The 7,142-nt window shown below is 62.4% G+C and carries 5 protein-coding genes; 2 read left to right on the top strand and 3 right to left on the bottom strand.

The features are described 5' to 3' along the window. On the top strand, positions 1-256 hold a 256-nt coding region (locus SPI01S_RS22915), incomplete at its 5' end, for a hypothetical protein (RefSeq protein ID WP_218017624.1). A 526-nt stretch (positions 257-782) separates the two neighbouring features. Here SPI01S_RS22915 and SPI01S_RS17740 read toward each other — a convergent pair. The 3 genes from SPI01S_RS17740 to SPI01S_RS17730 form a co-directional block, all read right to left on the bottom strand. Then, a complete protein-coding gene (locus SPI01S_RS17740) occupies positions 783-2,024 on the bottom strand; it encodes a hypothetical protein (RefSeq protein WP_066725736.1) in 1,242 nt (413 codons plus the stop codon). A 136-nt stretch (positions 2,025-2,160) separates the two neighbouring features. Next, complete coding sequence (locus SPI01S_RS17735; protein WP_066725732.1) at positions 2,161-6,072, bottom strand: AAA family ATPase; 3,912 nt, start codon at positions 6,070-6,072, stop codon at positions 2,161-2,163. A gap of 327 nt (positions 6,073-6,399) precedes the next feature. Beyond that, on the bottom strand, positions 6,400-6,615 hold the full coding sequence (locus SPI01S_RS17730) for a helix-turn-helix transcriptional regulator (protein WP_066725730.1): 216 nt from the start codon (positions 6,613-6,615) through the stop codon (positions 6,400-6,402). Positions 6,616-6,735: 120 nt separating this feature from the next. On the opposite strand from SPI01S_RS17730, the gene SPI01S_RS23390 reads away from it, so the two are divergent. Next, a complete protein-coding gene (locus tag SPI01S_RS23390; protein WP_373278323.1) occupies positions 6,736-7,140 on the top strand; it encodes a hypothetical protein in 405 nt (134 codons plus the stop codon). The last annotated feature ends 2 nt before the right edge of the window (positions 7,141-7,142 follow it).

The raw sequence follows: 7,142 nt of genomic DNA, 5'->3' as shown, positions 1-7,142 counted from the left end.
CGGGGCCCAGGCGCGGGTCGCCGTGGCGTCGCCGCTTCAAGCGATATTCGTTGGCGATTCGAGTGAAGGTGTTTTCCGCCAGTTCCTCTCGCCGCAGCTTCTGTCGCTCCAGAACGAGGAGCCATGCCTAGGCAAGGATCTCGCGCGCATCGCCTTGCGGATCGCCAGATCACGCAAAGGCATGTTCCGGGCCTTTCATCCCGAGCCCCCGCCAGTGTGGGACCTCAGGCAAAAGTGGGGCCCACGACGTTTGTGAAAGTCTGCCTGCGCATGCGCTTTTATGGGACGGGGCGAGCGATCACGAGCCGGATGACCCGAAAAGTACCGCAGATTTCCGCGGTTTACAAAGCTCTGTGGGATGTTGTGAGATCGGAAAATGGAGCGGTGAAGGGAAACCAACCGATCGAAATACGCTCGTCAAAATAAGTACTTACCGCACTGCAGCAAAAATGGAGCCCCAGGGGTCAGGCCCCACTCCCCTTTTCGTAAATCGGGTTCGAAGCACAAACGCGATCGGGTTGGGCAACTACGAACGCCGGAGATGTCCCACGATCGATCGGCAACTGGCGACCAAGCCAAGTCGTTCCTCGACCCGCGCGGGAATGGCCGCTCCCGCCAACTCAAGCCGTTCGCTGATCCGCGAGTGAACGGCCGCGCTTGCCGAAACCCGCCGCGCGTTTGCCGCTGAGCGCACAGGCAGCAGAGCGCCCCATAGGCGTCGTTCGACATCGTAGAACTTTGTCCCGACAGCTGACGTTCGTTCAGCCGCATGTCTGCGTCGGTCAGGTGGCTGGCGTTGTGCGCGCCATTCGCTCTTCAAGGCGATGCGCGAGCCATTGGAAGGTGTGGTCAGCGGTGAGCGCGAGTTCCTCGATCAGGTCGTGGAGCTGAACAGCCGCGTCGCGCTGCTGCTGATAGAAGCGCTCTACATAAGCGTGCTTGAGGGGCTTACCGCCTGCGTCGATGTCCGGCGCGACCGCCTGCACATAGCGGATGGGGATATTGGCGACGAGCGTGGTGCCCAGGCCCACAAAGCAACTTGGTTGGATGTGCCCCGACATCATATTGTGGGTTAGATCGTTCCGCATCGCGCGCAGCGCGAAGAAGCTGCCCGGCGCGAGGTTAGGCAGCGCATATGGCAGGTCGGCAGCGCCAAGGTCCGTCGCCTCTGATGCCGTTCCCTTCGGGAATGGCTTATAGGCTTTGCCCGCCTCATTGTACGGGAAGTAGAGCTTGCCGGGCAGGTCGGCCACGCCGAACGGCTCGCTCACTAGGTAGACGAAGAGCCGGTACAAGAGGTCCAAGGCAGTGGCGATCGCGCCCACCCCGTCGGAAAATGCACCGTGCAACCGCTCAGCTATCATCGAACTGTTGACGATCTCCTGACCCGGCAACAGCGGTGGATAATACAGCTGCCCTTCATTCTTGAGCAGGATACTTGCCTGAGACATCATCCGGTCGGCATGATCGAAGGCGCGCAACAGCGCGGTGCGCGTTTGCTCGACGAGGATGTGTGCATTGCGCGCAAAGAGCTGATGGTAACCGGCTGTCCCAGGCGCGAATTTCGGCTGCGCCATGTGCGCCGCGAAAGCGATGGGATCGACCTTGCCGTCGCGCACGCCGTCAATGATCTCCAGCAGATCCTCTTCTATGCTCAAGGTCCATGCAGTGCCGGTCATCGCCTCTGTGAGGCCACGTAAAGCATCGTCGATGCGGTTTGCTGCCCCTAGCAGCGCTTCGACGTAATGATCGGCCGAGATGATGTGCTCCGCCGGTTCGGCGACCTTGAAGTGGAGGCGCCCGTTCTTTCCGTGCAGCCGTCCGCTCAAATGGTACTCCGCCCAATCTAGCAGGTCATGCCCTGACAAAGGGAGCGTTGCGCTCAGTTCATCTACCCCGTCAGCCAGCAGAAGTGGGTCCGCCAGCCGCGCCCGAGGACCGGTGGTCAGATCGTACCAAGTCCTATCGTCGATTGGCTCGCAAAGGTGCGTCGCGGCAATCTTCAGATGCATCTTCGTCGACATCGGGATCTTTCATAGGTGTTGGATCGACGAGCATGCCGTTCACACGGCCCCATCCGGGGCCGCGGCATGCGGGCTCTGTTAAGCAGCTAGGCCAAGGCTCAGCGGACGACGACGACCCGGCGTGCGATTGGCGCCACTAGCCCCCATAGAGGACGCCTACGACCCGACGGGCCGAAACCATGACAGGGACATCGCCACCCTCGATCTCCTCCGTGGAGATCACGATGGAGGAGCCAAGCCCTCCTATCGTCTCGAGCTGACGAAGATTGGCCAGACCACCAGGCAGCCGCCCACCGACCCGCTTGAACACGCTCGAACCGTCGGCGAGCGTTACCGCCACAAGGCGCCCCTCCCACAGATCGAGCTGCGACGCATCGAGTTCGGCTCCGCCGAGTATGATCTGGCCAGGCAGCGCCAACGGGATCGCGCTCTCCTCCTTCACGCGATAGGCGATCGCGACCTGCGAGAGCTCCGGAACCTCAGACACAAGACCGGCCTCGTTGCCTCCCACGGGCGGAGGCATGTCGGTGAAGATCGCGCCAATGATACGATGTAGGCGTAGCTTGCTCTCGTCGAATGTGAGACTAGGTCTAGGCTTTCGTGGATCCGGACTCTGGGCGGCAAGCGACACGCCAATAGAGCCCGGCGACTTGACCAAGCGGCGCGCGAGAACTTGGCCCGAATGGCGTGCAATCACCAGGTTTTGATCCCTACCAGGATACGGTTCAGCATCCACGATGGCCACAGATCCGGATGGAATGGCGAAGCCGAGGGTGTCGCCACGGATGTAATAAAGCGCCTTGCCTTCGAACCAGCTCCCATCCAGTTGCTCGACGGCGACGTCCTGAGACCCGCCCTCTGGCGCGCTGCCTACGAAGGCAGCGATGTCTGGGCACAGCGGCACGGAGAATTCAGGAGGAGCCATCGAATGCAGAGGCACGACGTTGCCGCCCGCCGCACCGGCGGCTGCGAGAGGCTCCCGCCAGCGGTATAGACGAAACTGCTGATGTACGTCCTCGATCGCGGTTCGCAGCTGGACGAACTGCGCTTCGACGTTCCTCACGTCCATGTAGGAGATCGAAGCCTTGTCGTGGTGGGTCTCGTTGAGCACCCGCCTCGGCTCGGCACCGATCGCCAGCGCCGGATGGGCCGCGAAGCGTTTGACGGCGGGGTGGGTGAACAACTCCCCTTCACCCCCAGCCACCAGCGCGCGCAGCTTGTCCATCAGCGGGTTCAGTGTCAGCGCCTTGCTGGCAGATGCGAACGCGGGGTGCGCGACGTCGTCGAAGAGGTCGCCGAGGCGAGATTCCAGGAAGACGCGAAGATAGGAGGCGTAGTCCTGTGCGCACGGCGCGTCGTCCGGCTTGCTCCTGAACTCCTCTCGCTTGCGGTCTACCTCCTCAATCGCCGGCGATATTCCAAGCGTCGGTCGGACGGCGTTTACCGGGTGGACTGAAAGGTGCTCGATCGCGTCGTCAGATCTATTCTCCGCCACGATGGCTCGCGCGAACTTCCGATCGTGCGTCGTGACGATGAGTTGGACGTCGTTGGACGCAAGCTGGGTCAAGCCGCGCGCGAGACGCTCGCGGTTGTCGTTGTCCAACAGCTCCTGCGGGTCGTCGAGCAGCAGGGTCGCCAATCCCCCTCGCGTAGTCAGCACGTGCTCACGGAAAGCGAGGAAGAAGCCCAGAAGCGCTCCACGCAAAGCCGAAGCGTTGGAAACGTGTTGTGCTGGAGCAGCTACGCCTTGGCGGCCGACCTTGAGCTCCAGCACGCCCTTTGCGTCCATTCCCGTCCCGATCAGGTCCGGCGCAAAATCCGTCGCGTTGCGGAACATCGCTTTCCGCCAGAATTCGGACCGCTTGTGGAGCTTATTGCGCAGCGTATCGACCTGCGTCTGCGCCAGCGACCCAAGAGGCACTATCACGGCGAGGGCGTCGACAACCTTGCCGCAGGCGGAGACGCGGCTGACTTTGGCCGAATGAGCCGCGCGTTCGGTCTCCATCCGACGCACATACTCGATCGCGGCATTAAGCGGCGCTACACCCTCAACGATAGACAGGAGCTTCGCCAGCCGCCGATTGAGCGCGCGATCGGAATCGGCGGCGCCGGCCTCACCGTTTCGGATAGCGAACAGGAACTTCCTTAGGGCCTCCGCACTCGAAGCCCGCCACTCGGCGAACGCCACGGTCCGGACGATCCGGTCGATCATCTTCTGCAGCGCAGCCGCGGCCGAGAGGGCGGCCGGAAGCTTGCGCGGAAGCGGTTCCTCGAACGCAGGAAGGGCCGCCGCCCGTTCGTCAAACAATGCTGCCGCGTCAGATCGCAGTGCCGCCAGTGTGCCTGTGAAAGGCTCCGTCGCGAAGAGGTCGTCGACAACCCCCTTGCGGAGCAGCGCAGCGGGCGAACCGGGTAGGTCTCGACGAACTTCGGCCGAAATGCTGGCGGGAAGATCCTGCAGCAGACGGCCGCACCAATGCGCCGACCATTCCGCTACCGTCCGCGCGACTGTCTCGCGATCTCGCGCCGCCTCGGCGAGATGCTCGGCCACGGTATTGCCGGTGATCGGGTCGTGAGCGCCGTCCAGCGAACCAATGCATAGGGGACAGCTGCCATCCTCAGCATGGGCGTGCTCGTGCATCCACGCCGAGACGCGCGCGTACAGCTGCACCCTGCGTGCCCGATCCGGGCTGTTCGCGAGTTCTGACAAAGTCGCCGCCTCGCCGTCAATTTGGCTCAGGAGCCTGACGGTAGTGGTCAATCCCTCGTCGTCGACCTCAAGCGCCGACAGCCGCGCGATGCCGGGCAGATCGGAAATGTGCTTCATGAGCTGCTGAATTGCGGGGCGGATGCTTCCCTCAAGATCGTCGCGCGCCTGCTTGTTTTCGGGATCGAACCCGTCACCCAGTACCTCGCGCGCAACAGACAACGCTGTGGCCTTCATCGAGGCGAAGTGGGCCGAGATCTCCTGTAACCGTATCTTCGCGTCGTCGGCCGCGACGGCCGGTGTGGCGCACTCGAACGCCATGTCAGGATAGTTCTCGACAGCGGTTTTCAGATCCCCCGCCGCCTGTGCATACTGGCTCGCGATCCTGAGGACGTCAGCTTCCAGATCCTTGGTCGACTTCTTCGCGACTCGCTCCGAGAGCTTTTCCGCGTGCCTTGCGAGATCGACAAGATTCGCGAGTCCGGTCAGTCGCGCCACGGCTTCCCCGAGTTGAGATGCCGATCCGACAGCCAGAAAAGGTAGAAGGGCTGGCATCGTCGTGCCGATCCGCCACGCTATAGGATCGATCGCCATGCCGGAAAAATCCGGTTCGTCTTCCGATATCTTGCCGTTCGCCTTCCGGCTCTGCGCGCGCCGGATCACCGGCATGAGGTTGCCGTCGCCATCGGCGAAAGTGAGTTCGACCCACGTGTCCGCCCGGATTGGCTTTCCGTCATCTGGGACATCGCTTCCCGCATGCGGCATCGGGGTGATCGCCGACATCGCATGGCGTGTGATCGTGCCGTCCCCGTGCGTGACTTCGCACGGGAATTCGACTGGACCCTGCTCGGGAGGTCGCTGGGAGCGGATAAGATGGCCGGTCAGGCACCAGACGATCGCGTTGGCGACGGAGGTCTTGCCGGAACCGTTGGCGCCTTCGAACAGGGTCACTGGTTTGTTCGGTGTGAAGACGAAGCGATCTGGCGCTTCGTTCGATTGGCCGTGCAAATGCAATCCGGCGAACCGATGCGCCTCGACCTTAACGAGCCTGAAGACCTTGCGATCGCCGCCGTCAGCTCCATCAGAGGCCGGTGGCGCAGTCGGTGGCGGAGATCCGATCAGATCAATGATCGCATCCGTGTCGCCCGCATTGAGATTTGCGGCCCACTTCGACGGATTGCGGCGATACCAGTCGAGGATCGCTCGCGCTTCGCCGGATCCTATGATCAGCTGGCTGTTGGCGCTGGTCGCGACGGTGCGTCCGGCGATGAGTTCGGCAAGCAGCGCGTCAGTAGTAAGTAGATGGATGTCGCGCGGCGCGCCGTTCGGAAAATCAAGCAATCTCTTCCGCCCCCCTTTCGATGGTTTTCATACCAGAAGCTCCAGAAGTCCACAGATAAAGGAGCCATCTTCGAGATGGTGACCAGTCCGAAAAGCCGGCCAATCTTCGTTCGACGGATCATCGGCCGGGACGGCGCAGCCAGTCCGAAAGGAAGCGTTACGGTCGCCGCAGAACTCATGGAACTTTCAGGCCCGGAAACGGCCCAGTCCTGCTCGTTCGCAGCTACGGGGCCGGCGAACGCCTGAACGTCCGCTCCTCCGAGAAGCTGTCATTCGCTGTCGCCGTTGGGAACGGCGGGAAAGTCCCGAACCTGGTCAATCGTTACCTCATCGCTCCGGGGGCGGAGCAGCCTCATATGTCATCGGATTATCAAGCCAGCAGGTAACAGCAGACTCGCGCCAGCCGATGCAGCGGGTGCTGATCTGCGTGCTAGCGGGGAAGGTGCCTGCCTCCATCTTCCGGTAAAGGGTGGAGCGCGTGAGGCCCGTTAGAGCGAGGACGGCCTTGAGCCGGAGGATGCGGTCCGTTGCCTTGGAGTGCATTGCTATTACCTTGCATCGTTCGGGGGTTGGTGGAGGGTTTCGACGCAAGATGGACCCGAACGGCTTGCCGGCAGAAGGGTTCGTCTGGGGCTGAAATGGCACTGTTCGGTGCAGGCTGGCATGTACATCGACTGGGAATCGACGGTTGTGCGAGCGGTCCGTCTGCCCGAGGGTGTCGCCGACGAGGTTGCAGCGCACCTGAGCCTGCATGGCACAAGTCAGAGACTTTGCGTTCTTGCTCTTCGTTCCCACTTTGTTCTAGCTGGCGATCCGCTGCCGATGCAGCGATTCGACATCATTGGGAGCTTCGGCATGGAGCACGACCTCCAGTTGCGCGCTGCCGCGCGTGCGATCTACGACGCCTGCTATCCGAGCGAGGAATGGGCGCCGTTTGGCTTCGACGAGGCGGAGCGATTCAGGACCATTCACTATCGCCAGGCAGTCGGCGCGGCGTTGCAGGCGCGTCGGGCGCTGCACGATCGCGCGGTGCAACCGAGCCTGTTCGCCGAGCAGGTGCACGCCTGACA

Source organism: Sphingomonas pituitosa NBRC 102491 (assembly GCF_001598435.1).
In the GTDB taxonomy this organism is placed as follows: Bacteria; Pseudomonadota; Alphaproteobacteria; order Sphingomonadales; family Sphingomonadaceae; genus Sphingomonas; species Sphingomonas pituitosa.
The sequence above is the reverse complement of the archived record's forward strand: the minus strand, read 5'-3'. Positions and strand labels throughout refer to the sequence as shown.